The organism is Arthrobacter subterraneus (assembly GCF_900099735.1).
GTDB classification, from domain to species: domain Bacteria; phylum Actinomycetota; class Actinomycetes; order Actinomycetales; family Micrococcaceae; genus Arthrobacter_D; species Arthrobacter_D subterraneus.
Genome location: NZ_FNDT01000015.1, coordinates 14,694 through 30,697, shown reverse-complemented (window position 1 = coordinate 30,697; position 16,004 = coordinate 14,694). Strand labels below are relative to the sequence as shown.

Annotated in this window: 13 protein-coding genes; 11 read left to right on the top strand and 2 right to left on the bottom strand. The window is 64.7% G+C overall.

Annotation, left to right across the window (positions count from 1 at the left end; translation table 11 throughout):
• Positions 1 to 40 precede the first annotated feature (40 nt).
• Positions 41 to 964, bottom strand: coding sequence for a helix-turn-helix domain-containing protein (locus BLS52_RS14080; protein ID WP_090587557.1), 924 nt, complete (start codon positions 962 to 964; stop codon positions 41 to 43).
• Positions 965 to 1,246: 282 nt separating this feature from the next.
• Here BLS52_RS14080 and BLS52_RS14075 point away from each other — a divergent pair, with 282 nt between their 5' ends.
• The 5 genes from BLS52_RS14075 to BLS52_RS14055 all read left to right on the top strand — a co-directional run bounded on the left by BLS52_RS14075 (position 1,247) and on the right by BLS52_RS14055 (position 7,127).
• Positions 1,247 to 2,608: an ABC transporter substrate-binding protein gene (locus BLS52_RS14075; protein WP_090587555.1), complete on the top strand. Its 1,362-nt coding sequence runs from the start codon at positions 1,247 to 1,249 to the stop codon at positions 2,606 to 2,608.
• Between the two features lie 70 nt (positions 2,609 to 2,678).
• A complete protein-coding gene (locus BLS52_RS14070) occupies positions 2,679 to 3,647 on the top strand; it encodes a carbohydrate ABC transporter permease (RefSeq protein ID WP_090587553.1) in 969 nt (322 codons plus the stop codon).
• Entirely contained in the window at positions 3,644 to 4,543 is a 900-nt protein-coding gene (locus BLS52_RS14065; protein ID WP_090587551.1) for a carbohydrate ABC transporter permease, read from the top strand. Before BLS52_RS14070 ends, BLS52_RS14065 begins: the two co-directional genes overlap by 4 nt.
• A gap of 72 nt (positions 4,544 to 4,615) precedes the next feature.
• On the top strand, positions 4,616 to 5,620 hold the full coding sequence (locus BLS52_RS14060; protein ID WP_090587605.1) for an NAD(P)-dependent alcohol dehydrogenase: 1,005 nt from the start codon (positions 4,616 to 4,618) through the stop codon (positions 5,618 to 5,620).
• A gap of 34 nt (positions 5,621 to 5,654) precedes the next feature.
• Positions 5,655 to 7,127 (top strand): mannitol dehydrogenase family protein, encoded by a 1,473-nt coding sequence (locus BLS52_RS14055; RefSeq protein WP_090587550.1) that lies wholly within the window; start codon positions 5,655 to 5,657, stop codon positions 7,125 to 7,127.
• A 98-nt stretch (positions 7,128 to 7,225) separates the two neighbouring features.
• Here the strand turns inward: BLS52_RS14055 and BLS52_RS14050 are convergent, their stop codons facing one another.
• Positions 7,226 to 8,212: an acetylxylan esterase gene (locus BLS52_RS14050; protein WP_090587548.1), complete on the bottom strand. Its 987-nt coding sequence runs from the start codon at positions 8,210 to 8,212 to the stop codon at positions 7,226 to 7,228.
• 187 nt (positions 8,213 to 8,399) lie between these two features.
• Here BLS52_RS14050 and BLS52_RS14045 point away from each other — a divergent pair, with 187 nt between their 5' ends.
• From BLS52_RS14045 to BLS52_RS14020, 6 genes are all read left to right on the top strand, one after another.
• The gene (locus tag BLS52_RS14045) at positions 8,400 to 9,698 is read left to right on the top strand and encodes an ABC transporter substrate-binding protein (protein WP_090587547.1); all 1,299 of its coding nucleotides are present in this window, start codon (positions 8,400 to 8,402) and stop codon (positions 9,696 to 9,698) included.
• Between the two features lie 24 nt (positions 9,699 to 9,722).
• Positions 9,723 to 10,709 (top strand): carbohydrate ABC transporter permease, encoded by a 987-nt coding sequence (locus BLS52_RS14040; RefSeq protein ID WP_090587545.1) that lies wholly within the window; start codon positions 9,723 to 9,725, stop codon positions 10,707 to 10,709.
• The gene (locus tag BLS52_RS14035) at positions 10,706 to 11,611 is read left to right on the top strand and encodes a carbohydrate ABC transporter permease (protein WP_026544954.1); all 906 of its coding nucleotides are present in this window, start codon (positions 10,706 to 10,708) and stop codon (positions 11,609 to 11,611) included. The genes BLS52_RS14040 and BLS52_RS14035 overlap by 4 nt, the downstream gene beginning before the upstream one ends.
• Complete coding sequence (locus BLS52_RS14030; RefSeq protein WP_051470622.1) at positions 11,608 to 12,219, top strand: hypothetical protein; 612 nt, start codon at positions 11,608 to 11,610, stop codon at positions 12,217 to 12,219. Before BLS52_RS14035 ends, BLS52_RS14030 begins: the two co-directional genes overlap by 4 nt.
• A 27-nt stretch (positions 12,220 to 12,246) precedes the next feature.
• On the top strand, positions 12,247 to 14,214 hold the full coding sequence (locus BLS52_RS14025; RefSeq protein ID WP_090587544.1) for a beta-galactosidase: 1,968 nt from the start codon (positions 12,247 to 12,249) through the stop codon (positions 14,212 to 14,214).
• A 100-nt stretch (positions 14,215 to 14,314) separates the two neighbouring features.
• A complete protein-coding gene (locus tag BLS52_RS14020; protein WP_245702880.1) occupies positions 14,315 to 16,003 on the top strand; it encodes a thiamine pyrophosphate-binding protein in 1,689 nt (562 codons plus the stop codon).
• Position 16,004 lies beyond the last annotated feature (1 nt).

Sequence of the window (16,004 nt, the reverse complement as noted above, 5' to 3'; positions counted from 1 at the left end):
CCGGAGCGTGGACGGAAATCGACGGGGGCGGGGAGAGGAGTCACGAACCGCCGTGGGCCACACGGTACGCCCGTGGACTCACTCCGGTTTCCGAAAGAAAGTGTCGGTTGAAGTTCGAGAGATTGGAGAACCCTACCTCGTAGCAGATCGAGGAGACCGGCGTATCAGTCTGCTCCAGCAACCTGCACGCATGCGCCAGCCGGAGCTTGCGGACCATGTCGCTGAAATTCTGGCCCGTGGCTTTGCGGAAGTACTTCGAGAACGTGGGGTCGGTCATCCCAACCAGTGACGCGGCTTCAGACATGCGCACCGACCCCGCATGGTTCGCGAAGATGTACTCCAGGGCAATATCAACCACGGCTGCCGCTTGGCTGTCGAGCTGCGGTTGGAACCACTCGCGAGCCAGCAGCACCCGGTCGGACTGTGGCGAACGGGCGAAGACTGCCAGGATCCGGAGGACCTGATGCAGGCGCTCCACTCCCGTACTGACAGCGACGGCTTCGATAGCTTCCGTTGCCGCGACCGCCGTCTCACCGGTGAAATGTATGCCACGGGCAGACTGCTGCAGGACCGGCTCCACTTCAGTGAGTTCAGGCATCAGTTCGGCGCACTTGCGGAGCCATCCGCCGTCGAACTGGATGACGGCGTCGCGATTGGTGAGAACTTCACCGGGCTCAAGGTCACTCACCCAGTCATGGGGCAGCCCCGAACCGACCAGGGTGACCTGCCCCGCCTCGAACGTTCCGAGATGGTCGCCCACAATGAAGCGCCCGGTCCCTTTACGGATGAGGTGGATCTCGTACTCGGGGTGGTAGTTCCACCGCGCAATTGGGCTCGGATAGTCGTGCTCATGCCAGCGCACCGAAGAGTTTGGGTCATGTGGGATTACTTCGCGGTTCGCCCGCAGGCCGGTAAGGCGCTCGGCCAACCGAACCGCAGCATCTGCCTCCTGCACCCTGCTCATCCGCTTCCTTCCTGCATCACATAACAATTGTCCGGCATGCCGACCCCGCAGTCGGCAACCGTTCGATAACGGCAGGTCCCTTCTCCCGCGGCGCTCCAGCGCAACAGAAAATAAGTATCAGTTTGAGGAAACAGCGGCGCTAGTTGTGCCTATCGTCACACCCTACAGTTTTTGTATAGGCACAACCGGCGCCGCTTGAGGCACGGTTATCCAACACAAATCACCAGCACTGAGTGCGTCGATCCGGCGCGCCCTCAAACAAGTAAGAACGAAGGAGTCCTTATGGGAAGCCCACGTACGCGAATCACAGTGACAGCGGGCCTGACCGGTGTGACCCTGGCCCTCAGCGCCTGCTCCGGCGCAGGGGGAGGGGCAACCGGTGGCGGTGCCGACGGCGATGCGCAAAGCATCAACGTCCTCATGGTGAATAACCCCCAGATGGAGGACCTGCAGCGACTGACTGCCGATAACTTCACCACGGAAACCGGCATCACCGTCAACTTCACCACCCTTCCCGAGAACGATGTCCGGGCGAAGATCAGCCAGGAGTTCTCGGCTCAGGCCGGCCAGTACGATGTCGCGTCGCTTTCCAATTATGAGATTCCGTTCTACTCCGCGAATGGTTGGCTTGCTCCCCTGGATGAGCATGTTGCTGCGGACGAGGAATTCAACCAGGACGACATCCTGCCCGCCTATACGGCATCACTCACCGGCGAGGACGGGAAGCTTTACGGCGAGCCGTTCTACGGGGAGTCCTCTTTCACCATGTACCGCACCGATGTTTTCGAGGAACTTGGGCTCACCATGCCCGAGGAACCCACCTGGGACGAGGTTGCGGAACTCGCAGCCACGGTTGATGAGGCCAGGGACGATATGAAGGGCATTTGCCTCCGCGGCCAGCCCGGCTGGGGACAGGTTTTCGCTCCGCTGACCTCGGTGGTGAACACCTTCGGCGGCACCTGGTTCGACAAGGACTGGAACGCCCAGGTGGACTCGCCGGAATTCACCGAGGCGGTCCAGTTCTACACAGACCTGGTCAAGGAGCACGGCGAGGCCGGAGCCGCACAGGCCGGCTTCACCGAGTGCCTGAACAACATGACCCAGGGGAATACGGCCATGTGGTACGACGCGACCTCCGCCGCCGGAAGCCTCGAAGCTGAGGGCTCCCCAGTTGCGGGCAAGATCGGTTACGCCGCTGCCCCGGTGAAGGAGACTGACTCCTCCGGATGGCTGTGGACCTGGTCCTGGGGTATCCAGGCCGCATCGCAGAAGCAGGACGCCGCGTGGGAGTTCATCTCCTGGGCCAGCTCGCAGGAGTACGAGGAGCTCGTAGCTGAGGAACTCGGCTGGGCGAAGGTCCCCTCGGGCAAGCGCATCTCCACGTACGAGAACGAGGAATACCAGGCTTCTGCTCCCTTCTACGAGGCCGAACGCAACGCCATCGAGAATGCCGACCCCCTAAACCCGGGAGTACAGGAACGCCCCTACATCGGGATCCAGTTTGTCGGAATCCCGGAATTCGCCGACCTCGGAACCACCGTTTCCCAGGACATCAGCGCCGTCATTGCCGGTCAGCAGACCGTTGAGGAGGCTCTGGCCAAGGGCCAGACAGCCGCCCAGACCGTCGGCGACAAGTACAAATAAGCAGCATCTAACGCACGGCTGGCGTTCTGGCCGGGATTCCGGTCCGACCGCCAGCCAAGCAGGAGAACCCATGACTTCCGCCACCGTAGCCCCCCAGCACAAGAGCCACCGCCCCTCCCCACCCGTCCGCAACGCCGCAGCACGAGAGCGCAGGACGGCCTGGGCACGCAGAGCTCCACTTCTGCCGGCCCTTATCTTCCTGATCGTTGTCACCCAGCTCCCGTTCGTGGCCACCCTGGTGATCTCGTTCATGGACTGGAACAGCCTGCGCCCGAATGACACGGGCTTCGCCGGCTTCGGAAACTATGTGCAGGTCCTGACCGATCCCGTACTCCGCCAGTCGATTTTCACCACCATCCTGCTGACCGCCACCGTGGTGTTTGTGAGCCTGGCTCTTGGCCTGGGGCTGGCCCTGCTGCTGGACAAGAAGTTCATCGGCCGGGGAATCGTACGGACCATGCTGATCGCACCATTCCTGGTTGTACCGGTGGCGGCAGCGCTGATCTGGAAGCATGCACTCCTGAATCCGAGCTATGGCCTCGTCAACGGCGCGCTGACCTGGATCTGGTCCCTGTTCGGCAGCGACAACGCCCCGCAGCCGGAGATCCTTACCCAGTCACCGCTGCTCGCCGTCGAAGCTTCACTGATCTGGCAGTGGACGCCCTTCATGATGCTGATCCTCCTTGCCGGACTGCAGTCCCGGCCCTCGGATGCAGTCGAGGCAGCTGAGATGGACGGCGCATCGCCGTGGCAGGTCTTCCGCTACCTGACGCTCCCGCATCTGCGGCAGTACCTCGAGTTGGGAGGGCTCCTGGGCACCATCTACATCGTCCAGAACTTCGATGCCGTCTTCACGCTCACGTCGGGCGGTCTCGGCACAGCCAACCTGCCATATTCCGTCTACCAGACCTTCTACATTGCCAACGAATACGGCCTGGCCTCAGCCACCGGGGTCATCACGGTCATCGGTTCGCTCATTGTGGCCACCTTCGCCCTGCGCACTGTCTTCACTCTCTTCAAGAAGGAGGAGTCCCGATGACCGCCCTGAATCCGACCTCCCAGCCGTCCGCCGGCCGCCGCTTCCTCGGCCGGAAGCCAAAATCGCGCCTGGATCCAACTCGGAACAACACCGTCGCGGGCCTGCTGGCATGGACCGCCGCGTTCATCTTCGCGATTCCGGTGCTGTGGATGGTGCTGACGTCCTTCCACTCGGAAGTCGACGCCGCAACAAACCCGCCGTCCATCGCGGCGGAACTCACCCTGGACTCCTACCGGGACTTCTTCAGCGGCGCCTCCGGACTCAACCCGTGGCCTCCGCTGATCAACTCCGCCACCGCATCGATCACCTCCACCGTACTGGTGCTTCTCCTGGCTATTCCGGCGGCCTACGCGCTGTCCATCCGCCCGGTGAAGAAGTGGACGGACGTCATGTTCTTCTTCCTCTCCACCAAAATGCTCCCCGTGGTTGCCGCGCTCCTTCCGCTCTTCCTCATCGCCCGCAACCTTGGTGCCCTGGACAACATCTGGTTCCTCGTCCTGCTCTACACGTCCATGAACCTCCCCATCGCGGTCTGGATGATGCGCTCCTTCCTCGCGGAAGTGCCGGTCGAGATGCTTGAGGCAGCGCAGATCGACGGCGCAGGGCTCCTGCTGACCCTCCGCAAGGTTGTGGCACCGGTCGCCATGCCGGGTATCGCCGCGACAGCGCTGATCTGCTTCATCTTCAGCTGGAACGAACTCCTGCTCGCCCGGGTGCTCACCGGTGTGGTTGCCGGCACGGCTCCCGTCTTCCTGACCAGCTTCGTCTCCAGCCAGGGGCTCTTCCTCGCCAAAGTCTGTACCGCAGCAGTAATCATTTCCCTCCCCGTCCTGCTCGCAGGCTTCGCAGCGCAGGACAAGCTCGTACAGGGTCTGTCCCTCGGCGCCGTGAAATAAGAAACGCTCAACTGAAAGGACAGGTCCGTGACCGCGACTGTCGAAGCAACACCCATCAACATCCCGACGACCATGCGCGCCTCCATCCTGCGCAAGCAGGGAGACATAGCACTGGAACAGGTAGGAGTCCCACCGCTCGACGATGACCAGGTCCTCGTGCAGGTTGCGGCCGTCGGCGTCTGCGGCAGCGATGTCCACTACTACGAGCACGGGCGGATCGGCGACTACGTTGTTGACCACCCGCTGGTCCTGGGACATGAGCTCTCCGGCCGGATCGTCGCGGTCGGCGCGACGGTTGACCCGGCGCGGATCGGCGAGCGCGTCGCCGTCGAACCGCAGCGTCCCTGCCGGGTCTGCGACCAGTGCAGGCAGGGCCGGTACAACCTCTGCCCTGACATCGAGTTCTATGCCACACCGCCGATCGACGGCGCCTTCACGGAGTATGTGGCCATCCAGGCGGACTTCGCCTTCCCGATTCCGGACAATGTGAGCGATGAAGCGGCCGCCCTCATTGAGCCGCTGTCCGTGGGCATCTGGGCCTGCCAGCGAGCCAAGATCGGCCCGGGTAGCCGGGTGCTTATTGCAGGCGCCGGTCCCATCGGCATTATCGCCGCCCAAACGGCGAGGGCATTCGGAGCAACGGAAATCCACATCACCGACATCTCACCCGACCGCCTCGCCTTCGCCCTGCAGCACGGCGCCACCCACGCCCTCGACGCCCGGACCGACTCCGTCGCCGGGCTTGACGTCGACGCGTTCATTGACGCCTCCGGAGCGCCGCAGGCAGTGCGTTCTGGCATCAAGGCGGTAGGTCCGGCCGGCCGGGTGATACTCGTGGGGCTCGGAGCAGACGACGTAGAACTCCCCGTTTCATACATCCAGAACCGCGAGATCTGGCTCTCCGGAGTGTTCCGCTACGCCAACACCTGGCCGCTTGCGATCCAGCTCGTTGCCGACGGGAAGGTTGACCTTGATGTCCTCGTGACCGCTCACTTCGGGTTGTCGGAGGCTGAAGCAGCGCTCCAGGCGGGCAAGGAACCCGGTCAGCTCAAGGCCGTTGTCCACCCCGGACGATAACGGGCACCCCCACCCTTCCACGCAAAGGCACCACATGACCCAGCTTTCAGCCTCAACCCTCGCTTCACTAGCGCCCGCCCTGCCGGTGCCGGCCTATGACCGGTCGGCCCTGGCAGTGGGTATCGTCCACTTCGGCGTCGGCGGCTTCCACCGTGCACACCAGGCGATGTACCTCGACCGGTTGATGAGCCGGGGGCAGGCACTGGACTGGGCGGTCTGCGGTATCGGCGTCCTTCCAGGCGACGTTGCCATGAAACAGGTCATGGACCACCAGGATTGCCTGTACACCCTGGTGGAGAAGGCACCTGACGGTTCCCGAAACGCCCGCGTCATCGGTTCAATTCTTGAGTACCTCTTTGCACCGGATGATCCGGAAGCCGTCATCGAAACCATCGCAGCACCCGGTGTCCGTATTGTGTCGATGACCGTCACCGAGGGCGGCTACTTCATCGACCCGGTGACCGGCCAGGTGGACACCGGGAACCCCGCCTTCAACGCCGATCTGGTACCGGGCGCAGTTCCGGCGACGGTATTCGGGATGGTCACGGAAGCCCTGGCACGACGCCGGGACCGAGGGCTTCCCGGGCTGACCGTCATGTCCTGCGACAACATCCAGGGCAACGGCGACACGGCCCGCGCTGTCTTCAGCGCGTTTGCCGAACGCCGCAACGCAGCCCTTGCGGACTGGATCGCCGACAACGTGACCTTTCCCAACTCCATGGTGGACCGGATCACCCCGGCGACCACGGACGCGGACCGCGCGGAGGTATCCGCCGAGTTGGGAATCGAGGACGCCTGGCCCGTGGTGTGCGAGGACTTCGAGCAGTGGGTCCTCGAGGATTCCTTCGCTCAGGGACGCCCTGCGTGGGAAGACGCGGGTGTCCAACTGGTTGACGACGTCGAACCGTACGAGCTCATGAAGCTCCGCCTCCTGAACGCGAGCCATCAGGCGCTCTGCTATCCCGGTTTCCTGGCGGGGTACCGGCTGGTGCACGACGTGTGCCAGGACCCCGCTTTCGCCCGGTACCTGCTTGCCTACATGGAACAGGAGGCGACTCCGACCCTCCGGCCGGTGCCCGGCGTGGACCTGGACGTCTACCGGCACAAGCTCATTTCCCGTTTCTCCAACGCCGCGGTCCGCGACACAGTGGCGCGCCTGTGCGCCGAAAGTTCAGACCGCATTCCCAAGTGGCTTGTGCCAGTCATCCGCGAGAATCTCGCAGCCGGCAGGAGCGTCCGCTACGGCGCCGCGATCATTGCCGCGTGGGCGCGCTACGCAGAGGGTACCGATGAGGCGGGACAGTCTATCGACGTCGTCGACCGGCTCCGGGCACGGGTCATGACCGCCGCCTCGCAGACCCGGGAGGACCCGCTTGCTTTCCTTCGGCAGCGGGACCTCTTCCTTGACCTCGCCGACGACGCCGCATTCGTCGACGCCTACCTCGATGCGCTCGGCGTACTCCACGGACCAGGTGCCAAGGCACTGGTCGCAGAGCTGGCAGCGTAGCTAAGTGGGTTTCCAGGACGGCAGGTAAGGAAATTTTGCGTAGATCTGGCGGTTTCCAGAGCGCCGAGCCCGCCAGACATGCGCAAAAGTTCCTTGGTCTAGGCCCGGGCGAACACCTCGCGCTGGAACCGGATGTGCTCGGCGGCCTGGACCGCCCCGCCGTTCTCGTGACCGTTGTAGGGGAACACGTTCATCGACTTCGGCCCGGCGTAGGCGTTGTAGGCGGCGTATACGCAGGACGGCGGGCAGACGTCGTCGAGCAGGCCAACCGAGAACAGTGCGGGCAGAGTCGCGCGGGCGGCGAAGTTGACGCCGTCGAAATAGCTGAGGGTTGAGAAGATTTCCTCCTCGCGTCCGCGCTGAATGCCGAGGTAGCGCACCAGCTCGCCGTAGGGAGCCGTGTCCACAATTTCGGTGGCGCGACGGATGTGGGAGAGGAACGGCACGTCCACAATGGCAGCCACCGGCGCGTGCTCGAGGAACGTGGGGGAGAGGGCGGCGGATGCCAGTGCAATCGCTCCGCCCTGGCTGCCGCCCGAAATGAGCACCTTGGAAGCATCCACAAACGGGTGAGCCTGCGCGGCCTCGACGGCGCGCACCGCGTCGGTGAACAGCCGCCGGTAGTAATAGGTTTCGGGAGTGTCGATGCCGAGCGTCAGATGCCCGCCGAAGTGTGGTCCGCTCACCCCGGGATCCGGGGTGTCCCCGCTGCGGTGGCCCGCACCCTGCCCGCGCAGATCCATGACGAAATGCGCGACGCCGGTGCTCGGGATCGCGGTCCACTCGCCAGGCAGGCTCCGGCCTCCTCCGTACCCGATGTACGTGACTACCGTGGGTAGCGGACCGGACGCGGAACGCGGGCGCAGCATCCAGCCCTTGATCGGGTGCCCACCAAAGCCGGCGAAGGTGACGTCCTCGGTGACCAGTTCGGAATACCCGGCGTCGATCTCGTCGAAGCGGGCATCGAGCGCAAAGGACGCGGTCTCCGCGAGGGTCTTCTCCCAGAAGGCGTCAAAATCGGCTGGTTCCGAGCGTTCCGGCGCATAGCGCTCGAGCTCGCCGAGGGGCAGGTCAAACTGCGGCATAGAGAGAATCCTTCGCTGAATAGTGTCTCGGAAGTATCACGGCTCACATTATTCTAGGAATAGGTCTTGCGTATTGAGACGATTCAATTTAGTCTCTTTGGAGAGCGCTTTCCGTGATGTGCACCACTGTACCAGCGGACCCGAAGAGCTTCACGTCATATCTGAGCCGTTCCCCAGGAGGACAAAGATGTTCAAGAGAATCTCACCACGCGCCGGTTCCGGCGTAGCGGTCACGCTCGCAGCCGCACTGATGCTGACGGCATGCGGGGGCAGCGGCGGCGGCGACGCCGGCGGCACCCCGGACCCCAATGAGGAAGTGACCCTCAACTTCACCTGGTGGGGCAACGAGGACCGCGCCGAGCGCTACGAAAAGGCAATCGCACTGTTCGAGGAAGAGAACCCGAACATCGACGTCAACGGAACCTTCATGGACTTCCCGGCCTACTGGGAGAAGCGCCAGACCGAAGCTGCGGGCGGCGGCTTGCCGGACGTCATGCAGTTCGACTACAGCTACCTGCGCCAGTACGGCCAGAACGGCCTCCTCCTGGACCTCACCGGGTTCGAGGGCGACGGACTGACCACCGACAGCATCGACGAGACGCTGCTGGCAACCGGCAAGCTCGAGGACCAGACTCTCGCAGTCCCCACCGGCTACAACGCCTGGTCACTCTTCGAGAACCCCGCGGTGCTTGAGCAGGCCGGCGTTGAGGGCTACGAGGGCGGAACAACGTGGGATGACTACGACGCCTACATGGCCAGCGTCACCGAAGCCTCGGGCGGCGAAGTCTACGGCGGCACCGACTACACCATGCGCATCCAGAACTTCGAGCTGCAGCTGCGTCAGGAAGGCCGTGACCTGTTCACCGAAGAAGGGGAAATCAACTTCACCCAGGAGGAACTCGCGGAGTTCTGGAGCAGCGCCGAGGACATCCGTGAGAACGCCGTGATCCCCGCACGCCAGCTTGAGGAAGTAGCCCCGAAGTCCGGCTTCGGTGCCAACCTCACCGCAACTGAGATGACCTGGTCCAACTTCATGGGCGGCTACCTGGGAGACACCGGCGCCGAAGACCTGAACATCGTTGCACCGCCCACCAGCGATCCTTCCGTGCAGGACCTCTACCAAAAGCCCTCCATGCTGCATGCAGTATCGGCCGGAACCGAGCACCCTGAAGCAGCGGTGGCGTTCATCGAGTTCCTGATCAACAGCCCTGAGGTGGGCGAGATCTTCGGCGCAACCCTGGGTGTTCCGGCCTCGGAGACCGCGCTCGAGGGTGCCGCTCTCGAAGGCCCGGAGCTCGAGGTCAAGGAATACCTGGACTCGGTGGCGGACCGCATCGGTGAGCCCCCGGCAGCACCGGTTGTCGGCTACGGCGCACTGGAGAACACCTTCCTGACGCTGGGCACCTCGATCGGGCTCGGCGCCATCACTCCTGAAGAAGCCGCACAGCAGTTCTTCGACGAGGCCGCCGTTACGCTCGGCAGCTGAACCAACCGTTATTAGGAGCAGTTCATGACCACGGGATCGGCGCACGCGCCAACACACACCCGCCATAGTGCCGAACCCGGCACCCGTCCGGCGGACCCCCGCCGGACGGGTGGGCAGCCCAAACGAAAAGGCAACAGGGAGAACCTCGCCGGGTATCTTTTCCTCTCCCCCTGGCTGCTCGGGCTCTTTGCCCTCACCCTGGGCCCCATGCTCTTTTCGCTCTACCTCGCCTTCACGGACTACAACATCTTCACGGCCCCTGAATGGTCCGGCCTGGCCAACTTCGAGCGGATGGCGGGCGACACCATCTTCTGGGGTTCCGTTCAGATCACCCTGATCTACGTACTCGTAGGAACCCCCATCAAGCTCGCCGCCGCCCTCGGTGTGGCCATGCTGCTGAACTTCAAGTCGAAGGGCACCGCGTTCTTCCGCTCGGCGTTCTATGCGCCCAGCCTCATCGGCGCATCGGTCAGCATCGCCATCGTGTGGCGGGCAATGTTCTCCGCTGACGGCCCGGTTGACAGCGGGCTGAGCCTCTTCGGCATCAACCTCGGCGGCTGGGTGGGCGTTCCCGCCCTGATCATGCCGATGATGATCCTCCTGGCGGTCTGGCAGTTCGGTGCCCCGATGGTCATCTTCCTGGCAGGCCTCAAGCAGATTCCCACTGAACTCTATGAAGCAGCGTCCGTGGACGGTGCAAGGGCCTGGCGCAAGTTCCTGAGCGTCACCCTGCCGATGCTCTCTCCCGTGATCTTCTTCAACCTGCTGCTCGAGATGATCGGCGCGTTCCAGATCTTCGCGTCCGCCTACATCATTGGCTCGGGCACCGGCGGTCCCGCGGGAGCCACCAACTTCTACACCGTCTACCTCTACACCCGCGCGTTCACGAACAACCAGATGGGCTACGCCTCGGCGATGGCCTGGGTGCTCCTGATCGCGGTGGGCATCCTCGCTTTCATCCTTTTCCGCACCTCCAAGAGCTGGGTGCACTACGGAGGTGACACCAAGTGACCACGATCGAAACAAACCCCACGGCCGTCCCCCCGGTCCAGCCGGTACGCAAGCGCCGTCAGACCCCACGCAAGACCGCCGCGACGGTGGTCTGGATCATCGGCATTGTGGTGCTGACCGCCGTCGTGCTTTATCCGCTCATGTGGATGATCTCGGCGTCCTTCAAGCCCAGCTCGGAGTTCGGCTCGAACCAGGGTTTCCTGCCCGAGAACCCCACCGTCGACAACTTCGTGAAGGTCATGGAGGGCGTGGCCGGCATCCCCACCTGGAAGTTCTTCTGGAACTCCACCATCCTGGGCGTCGGCGCCGTGATCGGTACGGTCATCTCCTCATCGATGGCGGCCTACGCGTTCGCCCGCCTCGACTTCAAGGGGCGCCCGCTGTTCTTCACCATGATGATCGGCACCCTCCTGCTCCCGTTCCACGTGCTGATCATCCCGCAGTACATGATCTTCCGGAACCTCGGCATGGTGGACACGTTCTTCCCCCTGCTGGTCGGCAAGTTCCTGGCCACCGAGGCGTTCTTCGTCTTCCTGATGGTCCAGTTCATCCGGAACCTGCCCAAGGAACTCGACGAGGCGGCGCGCATTGACGGCTGCGGCCACTGGCGGATCTTCTGGTCCATCACCGTCCCGCTGATCAAACCCGCACTCATCACGTCCTCGATCTTCGCGTTCATCTGGAGCTGGAACGACTTCCTCGGCCCGCTGCTCTACCTGAACTCGCCTGACAACTACCCGCTGCCGCTCGCACTGCGCGTCTTCAATGACCAGTCGAGCGCCTCCGACTACGGAGCAACCGTGGCGATTTCCGTTCTCGCCCTGCTGCCGGTCATGCTGTTCTTCGTGATCTTCCAGCGATTCCTCGTTGACGGCGTGGCCACCCAGGGCCTGAAGGGATGACACCCCGCAAACGGCGCGAACTTCCCGACGGTACCCAGCTCAAGTGGCCGGGCGCCGAGGGGAAGTTCGCGCTGTTCGCGGAAGTACTGTGGATGGGCATCCTCACCGTTGCCGGCGGTCTGCTCATCATCACCCTCCCGGCCGCGATCAGCGCCTCCACCCGTCACCTCCACCGCTACCTGCTGGCGGAGCGCTCCACACTCGGCCAGTGGTGGTCGGACTTCCTGTCCGCCCTCCGCACCGGCTGGGTGGTGGGATTGACGACGACGGCGCTTGCCGCCGTCCTGCTCTTCAACCTCCTGCTCGCCGGCACCCAGGTGCTGCCGGGCTGGCAGGCGGTGTTCGCCGTCGGGCTGGTGGCGCTTACCGCGCTCGCGCTGGCCCTGCTGCAGTCGGCGGTGCGTTGGAAGCCTTCCACGGGGTGGCGGCAGGCGGTCCGGGACGGCGTGGGCTCGTTCGCCACGGATCCGGGGGCGATTGTTCCGCTGATTGTCGCGCTGGTGCTCACCGTCGTCGTGACCTGGCAGTTGCCGCCCCTGATTGTGCCCGGAATGGGCTGTCTTGTTTTTGCTGTGCTCGTGGTGAAGGAACGCGAGCGCAAGCGCTGAATCCCCCATCCCGAAAGGAACACCACCGTGCACTACGGCGGCGATTACAACCCTGAACAGTGGCCGGAATCGGTCTGGCCCGAGGACATTGCGCGGATGCGCGAGGCCGGGGTCACCATGGTAAGCCTCGGCATCTTTGCGTGGGCGCGGATCCAGCCTGCGGAGGACGTCTACGATTTCGAGTGGCTTGACCGCGTGGTCGACCTGCTGCACGAGGGCGGTATCGCCGTGGACCTGGCGACAGCGACGGCGTCGCCTCCGCCGTGGATGACCGTCGCCTACCCGGACATCCTCGCCGCGGATGAGAACGGCGCGCCGTACTGGCACGGGAGCCGGCAGCATTACGCGCCGTCGTCGCCGTCCTACCGCCGGCTCGCGGGCGCTTTGGTGCAGCGGATCGCCGAGCGGTACGCGAACCACCCCGCGGTGGTGCTGTGGCACGTGAACAACGAGTACGGCTGCCACCTGAACCTGGACTACTCGGACTCTGCGCGGGATGCCTTCCGGGGGTGGCTGCGGAAGAAGTACGGGTCCCTGGATGCGTTGAATGAGGCCTGGGGCACCTGGTTCTGGGCCCAGCACTACGAGTCCTTCGACCACATCTTCCCGCCGCGGAAGGCGCCGTACAGCCACAACCCGGGCCAGCTGCTCGACTTCCGCCGGTTCACCTCGGACATGCTGCTCGAGTGCTACCGAATGGAACGGGACATCATTCGCGCCGCCGGGGCCACCCAGCCCGTCACCACCAACTTCATGGGCGCCTTCAAGCCCGCGAACTACTGGGAATGGGCGCAGGATATGGACGTCATTTCCGATGACTGCTACCCGGACCCGAATGACCCTGAGAGCTTCCGCGCCGGCGCGTTCCAGCGGGACCTGATCCGCTCCTTCAAACCGGAGACGCCGTGGCTGCTGATGGAGCAGTCCACCAACGCGCTCAACTGGCGGCCCACCAACGCGCCCAAGGCGCCGGGCCAGATGCAGGCCCTGTCGATGCAGTCCGTGGGCCGTGGCGCCGACGGAATCCTCTTCTTCCAGTGGCGGCAGTCCCGGGCCGGCGCCGAGAAGTTCCACTCGGCGATGCTGCCGCATGCCGGGACATCCACCCGGACCTGGCGCGAGGTGGTCCAGCTCGGCGGGGAGCTCGCGTCCCTGCCCGTGCTGCCCGCAGGATCCCGTGACGCCCGCGTGGCCATCGTGTTCGACTGGGAGAACTGGTGGGCCCTTGAGGCGCCGGACCACCCGGTGGTGCTCGACTACGTCGAGTGCGTTCAGCGCTGGTACTTCGCCATCCACCGGCAGCATGTGCAGGTGGACTTCGTGCAGCCGACGTCGGACCTTTCCTTGTACGCCGTCGTCGTCGCGCCCCAGCTGTACCTGCTCGGTTCCTCCGGGGCTGCGAACCTGACCCGCTTCGTGGAGGGCGGCGGGCACCTGCTGGTCACCGCGTTCAGCGATGTGGTCGACGAGCACGACCGCTTCCGTGACGGCGGCTTCCTCACCCAGCTCGGGCCGGTGCTCGGCGTGACCGTCGAGGAGTTCGGCGCGCTGGTGCCCACTGGCGCAGACGGCCCGGGCCAGCGTTCTGCGCCGGTGTCCTTTGAAACCGGCTTCGACGGCCTGTACCTCGCCGAGGAGATCGCCGCCGTCGACGCCGAGGTGCTCGCGTCCTTCAGCGGCGGCCGCACCGCAGGTCTGCCCGCCTTCACTGCCCGTTCCATTGGTGCCGGCCGCGCCTACTACCTCGCGACAATTCCCGACGACGACGGCGCACGCCTGGTGAGTGCGCATGTGTTCGCGGGTGCCGGCGTCGTGCCCGTGTTTGAGAGTTTGCCCTCGACCGTGGAGGCTGCCCAGCGGGGCGACGTGGTGACCCTGATCAACCACGGTCCGGACGCCGTCGCGATCGAGGTCGCCGGGGCGGACCTGCTCACGGGTGAGACGGTGGACAAGGTGCACCTGGAGTCATTCGGGTACGCGCTGATACGCCGCTGAGGTCTTGCGCACGCCTGGCATGCGGGGAACCCGCGGATGCGGGGGTGCTACCTCGGAGCGCATACCCTATTCACGACGACACAAAGGAGTGGATAGAACCATGACGACCGCCAGCACCCAGGACCAGCCGAACGGCAAGGCCCCGATGCTTCCGGATGAGGGGCATGTCTCGGCGGCGGTGGCTGATGCTGTTGCGGAGCGGGCCGGCCACTTGTTCGGGCTGATGGGCAACGGGAACGCGCATCTGATCAGCCGGCTCACCAGGCGTGGTTTCCCGTTCACCTCGGCGCGGCATGAATCGGCGACGGTGGCCATGGCGGATGCGTATCACCGGGCTACGGGTGGGGTTGCTGCGGCGACCACCACGTATGGCGCCGGGTTCACCAATGCCTATACGACTCTGGCCGAGGCTCGGATTGCCCGCATCCCGCTGGTCCTGGTGGTGGGGGATGCTCCGGCCGGCGGGTCGCGCAACTTCGACATTGACCAGGTGAAGGCTGCTGAGGCGGTGGGGGTGCGGACCCTGGTGGCAGGTCCGGGGAATGCGGCGGCGATCACTCACCGTGCGTTTGATCTTGCCGTGCAGACGGTGCAGCCGGTCATTGTCGCGATCCCGTATGACCTCGCGACGGCGCCGCTGGCGGAGCCGGAGACCCTTGAGCCGCTTCCCGCCAAGGCCGTCTGGCCCCCGCAGGAGAGTGACCTGGAGCGTGTGGCTGCGCTGCTTGCGGCGGCGGAGCGGCCGGTGGTGATTGCCGGACGCGGTGTGGTGCTCGCTGATGCCGCCTCGCCGTTGCGGGAGATCGGCGACCGGCTGGGAGCGCTGTTCATGACGTCGGTGATGGCGATCAACGCGTTCGGCAGCCAGTGGGACCTCGGCGTCGCGGGCGGATTCACGCGCCGTCACCGCCTCGAGGTGGCGCGGCAGGCCGACGTCGTGCTGGTGGTCGGCGCGAGCATGAACATCTTCCAGACCCGGTACGGGACGCTGTTCCCGGAAGGGACAAGGATTATCCGGGTGGATAACGAGCCCGATGAGGAACACCCGATTGTGGTGGATTACATCCGATCCGACATCCGGCCATTCGTTGAGCGTCTGCTGGGGCGGGTGGAGCCCGCAACGTCCGCGTGGCGGGAGCGTGTCCCGGAGGTGGCGGGGGAGGAGTTCCGGTCCTCCTCGCCGACGGAGGATCCGGTGGAGTTCGGGCCGGACGGGAGGCTGAATCCGCGGGCCGTGGTTGCCGCGCTGGAGGGTATTCTCCCGGCGGAGCGGTCCGTGGTGATGGGTGGCGGGCACTTCATCGGGTGGGCGCCGATGTACCTGTCGGTGCCGGATCCGCACGCGATGATCCTGGTGGGGACGGCGTTCCAGTCGATCGGCATGGGGTTCGGTTCCGCGGCTGGGGTGTCTGTGGCGAGGCCGGAGCGCGTCACGGTGCTGGTCAGTGGTGACGGCGGCGGGCTCATGGGGTTGGCTGATTTTGAGACGTTCCTGCGGGTTACCCGTCGGGGTGTGGTGATCGTCCTGAACGACTCGGCCTACGGGGCTGAACTGCACCAGTACGCGGCCAAGGGGCTGCACAACCAGGCGATGCTGATCGATGAGGTGGATTTCGCCGCCGTCGGGCGTGCTCTCGGTGCCAAGGGCGCCAAGGCCTACTCGCTGGCAGACCTAGCCGAGCTGGAGTCCTGGCTCGCCTCCGGCGACGACGGCGTGTTTGTCCTCGACGTCGCCATCTCCCAGCAGGTGGTCGCCGAATTCATGGCCGAATCAGTCGCCAGGAAGTAAG

Excerpts from the sequence above, each read along its gene's own strand:
- BLS52_RS14060 (WP_090587605.1), top strand. The coding sequence starts at position 4,616 with ATGCGCGCCTCCATCCTGCGCAAGCAGGGAGACATAGCACTGGAACAG.
- BLS52_RS14045 (WP_090587547.1), top strand. The coding sequence starts at position 8,400 with ATGTTCAAGAGAATCTCACCACGCGCCGGTTCCGGCGTAGCGGTCACG.
- BLS52_RS14050 (WP_090587548.1), bottom strand. The coding sequence starts at position 8,212 with ATGCCGCAGTTTGACCTGCCCCTCGGCGAGCTCGAGCGCTATGCGCCG.
- BLS52_RS14055 (WP_090587550.1), top strand. The coding sequence starts at position 5,655 with ATGACCCAGCTTTCAGCCTCAACCCTCGCTTCACTAGCGCCCGCCCTG.
- BLS52_RS14075 (WP_090587555.1), top strand. The coding sequence starts at position 1,247 with ATGGGAAGCCCACGTACGCGAATCACAGTGACAGCGGGCCTGACCGGT.
- BLS52_RS14080 (WP_090587557.1), bottom strand. The coding sequence starts at position 964 with ATGAGCAGGGTGCAGGAGGCAGATGCTGCGGTTCGGTTGGCCGAGCGC.
- BLS52_RS14020 (WP_245702880.1), top strand. The coding sequence starts at position 14,315 with ATGACGACCGCCAGCACCCAGGACCAGCCGAACGGCAAGGCCCCGATG.
- BLS52_RS14040 (WP_090587545.1), top strand. The coding sequence starts at position 9,723 with ATGACCACGGGATCGGCGCACGCGCCAACACACACCCGCCATAGTGCC.
- BLS52_RS14030 (WP_051470622.1), top strand. The coding sequence starts at position 11,608 with ATGACACCCCGCAAACGGCGCGAACTTCCCGACGGTACCCAGCTCAAG.
- BLS52_RS14070 (WP_090587553.1), top strand. The coding sequence starts at position 2,679 with ATGACTTCCGCCACCGTAGCCCCCCAGCACAAGAGCCACCGCCCCTCC.
- BLS52_RS14065 (WP_090587551.1), top strand. The coding sequence starts at position 3,644 with ATGACCGCCCTGAATCCGACCTCCCAGCCGTCCGCCGGCCGCCGCTTC.